Origin of the sequence: Roseivivax halodurans JCM 10272 (genome assembly GCF_000521785.1) — a bacterium.
GTDB lineage: Bacteria > Pseudomonadota > Alphaproteobacteria > Rhodobacterales > Rhodobacteraceae > Roseivivax > Roseivivax halodurans.
Genome location: NZ_JALZ01000112.1, coordinates 1 through 1,379, shown reverse-complemented (window position 1 = coordinate 1,379; position 1,379 = coordinate 1). Strand labels below are relative to the sequence as shown.

Below are 1,379 nucleotides of genomic sequence, written 5' to 3'. Positions count from 1 at the left end.
CTACACCACTTAGCGTAATCGCGGCTCCTCACGACCACGACCGCCCGCCATCGTGGCAAGGTTGGTCTGGCCTCGGTGTTCGCCGTGGCCCTGAGCATGGAGGATAAGATGGGTGTATTTGCAGCGCTGGATGTGTCGCAGAAAGAGACTGCAATCTGTTTGGTGGATCATGACGGTACGATCCTGGCGGAGGCCAAGGTCCCGACTTGTCCGGATGCGATTGCTGACTGGTTCGCTGAGAGGGCTGAGGGTCTGCAGCGGGTGGGCATGGAGACCGGGCCCCTTGCGGTGTGGCTTTGGAATGCGCTGATCGCGCGGAAGGTGCCGATCATCTGCCTCGACGCGCGACACGCCAACGGCGTGCTGAAGATGATGCCAAACAAGACCGACAGGCACGACGCTCGCGGTCTCGCGCAGATCGTGCGCACCGGCTGGTTCAAGGCCGTGCAGATCAAGAGCCACGCCGCCTACGTCAATCGGGCGCTGCTGACGGCGCGGGAGACCTTGGTCGGGATGCGGGTTAAGTTGGAGAACGAGATCCGCGGGCTGTTGAAGACGTTCGGAGTTATGTTCGGCAAGCGGGTCGGCGGCTTCAAGCGACGCGCTGAGGAGATCATTCGAGAGGAGCTGTCCGTGGCGCCAGAGCTCGTCCCGGTCTTCAAAGCTCTGATGCAGGCCCGCCGCGACATCCTGGCCCGCATTGCCGCGCTCGACGGTCGGATACGGGCGACCGCCAAACACCATGCGACGGTCCGGTTGCTGATGACTGCACCCGGCGTCGGCCCGATCACCGCCATGGCGGTCGTTGCAGCTTTCGACGATGCAGCCCGGTTCCGCCGGTCCTCAAGCGCAGGGGCCTATCTCGGGCTGACGCCGAAGCGCTACGAATCCGGGGAGGTCAGTCGAAACGGACGGGTCTCAAAACGCGGAGATCGCTTCACCCGCAAGTGCCTCTACGAGGCCGCCAACGCGATCTATTGCCGTAAGCTCGGCGGCTCCCGTCTGCGTAACTGGGCCAAGGCTGTGGCCGAGAGAACGGGACCGCGCAAGGCGAAGGTCGCTCTGGCGCGGAAGCTGGCCGTCACGCTGCATGCCATGTGGCGGTCCGGCACCCCCTTCCAGGAGGCGGCTATGGCGTAAAAATCAGAGAGCGACGCTGATCTTCGAACCACGACGGAATGCGTCCAGCCGGGACGCATGGCGAGGGTGAGATCGCCCCCACCTATGCGGCACAATCGACCGCGCACACCACTTCGATCCACCCGACCCTGAACGCAAACATGCGGCGTCCACGCGGCGACCGCGGAGAGAACCCCAGAGCCCGGCACGCAGGATAGAAGCACAAGAGGATCAGACCTTGACTGGAGCGATTAGAGAAC

Annotated in this window: 1 protein-coding gene; it reads left to right on the top strand. The window is 63.7% G+C overall.

Annotation, left to right across the window (positions count from 1 at the left end; translation table 11 throughout):
* Positions 1–84 precede the first annotated feature (84 nt).
* Positions 85–1,140: an IS110 family RNA-guided transposase gene (locus tag OCH239_RS21360; protein WP_244430422.1), complete on the top strand. Its 1,056-nt coding sequence runs from the start codon at positions 85–87 to the stop codon at positions 1,138–1,140.
* The last annotated feature ends 239 nt before the right edge of the window (positions 1,141–1,379 follow it).